The organism is Oleiphilus sp. HI0067, assembly GCF_001635735.1.
Genome location: NZ_LWFI01001701.1, coordinates 1 through 942, shown reverse-complemented (window position 1 = coordinate 942; position 942 = coordinate 1). Strand labels below are relative to the sequence as shown.

At 43.1% G+C, this 942-nt stretch carries 2 protein-coding genes; both read left to right on the top strand.

Features of this window, described 5'->3' with window-relative positions; all coding sequences use genetic code 11:
* On the top strand, window positions 1-196 hold a 196-nt coding region (locus tag A3739_RS27060; RefSeq protein WP_197472627.1), incomplete at its 5' end, for a tryptophan synthase subunit alpha.
* Between the two features lie 24 nt (window positions 197-220).
* Window positions 221-942, top strand: a 722-nt coding sequence (gene accD, locus A3739_RS27055; protein ID WP_068503468.1) for an acetyl-CoA carboxylase, carboxyltransferase subunit beta, incomplete at its 3' end; no start/stop codon positions are given.

Here is a 942-nt window from a genome sequence, read left to right as displayed (position 1 = left end):
TGCAGATATTCCCGTTGGTGTAGGTTTTGGTATTACAGATGCTGAATCAGCAAGTGCGGTTGCTAAGGTGTCTGACGGCGTTATTGTAGGAAGCGTATTGGTAAATACGATTAAAGAAAATCAAGAAGACTTGTCGGTTATAAAAGATAAACTAGGCTCAGTACTGTCTTCGATGCGTCAAGCGATGGACGCTTAATCTATCCTAAGGTTGGAATAGTAAATGAGCAGTTGGCTAGACCGAATTAAGCCTAGTGTAATTAGATCTGAATCCAAGACTCGAGGGAATATTCCTGAAGGTGTTTGGAAGAAGTGCCCTAAGTGTGGATCTGCACTTTATTTGCCTGAGTTGTCTAAGAATCTAGACGTATGCCCTAAGTGTTCACACCATTTGAGAGTGAACGCGCGTCGTCGTGCTGAGATATTTTTAGATCCAGGTTATGAAGAGCTGAGTGAAAACTTAAAGCCTGACGATTTGCTTAAGTTTAAGGACACGAAAAAGTATAAAGATCGATTAGCTGCTGCCCAAAAAAGTACCGATGAAGATGATGCCTTATTAACATTCAAGGGTTCNTTGCAAGGCCTTGATGTAGTGATTGCTGCTTTTGAATTTAATTTCATGGGCGGATCCATGGGCTCCGTTGTAGGCGAAAAGTTTGTTCAGGCAGTGAATTGTTGTATCGAGGAGCATCGTGCTCTTGTGTGCTTTAGCGCCAGTGGCGGTGCGAGAATGCAAGAAGCATTAATCTCATTAATGCAAATGGCAAAAACATCCGCAGCCTTAGAAAAGCTCAAAGAAGCAGGCTTACCATATGTTTCAGTTATGACTGATCCTGTTTTCGGTGGCGTTTCAGCGAGTTTGGCAATGCTGGGCGATGTAAATATTGCAGAGCCCAATGCATTGATTGGTTTTGCTGGTCCGCGCGTCATAGAGCAAACTGTTCG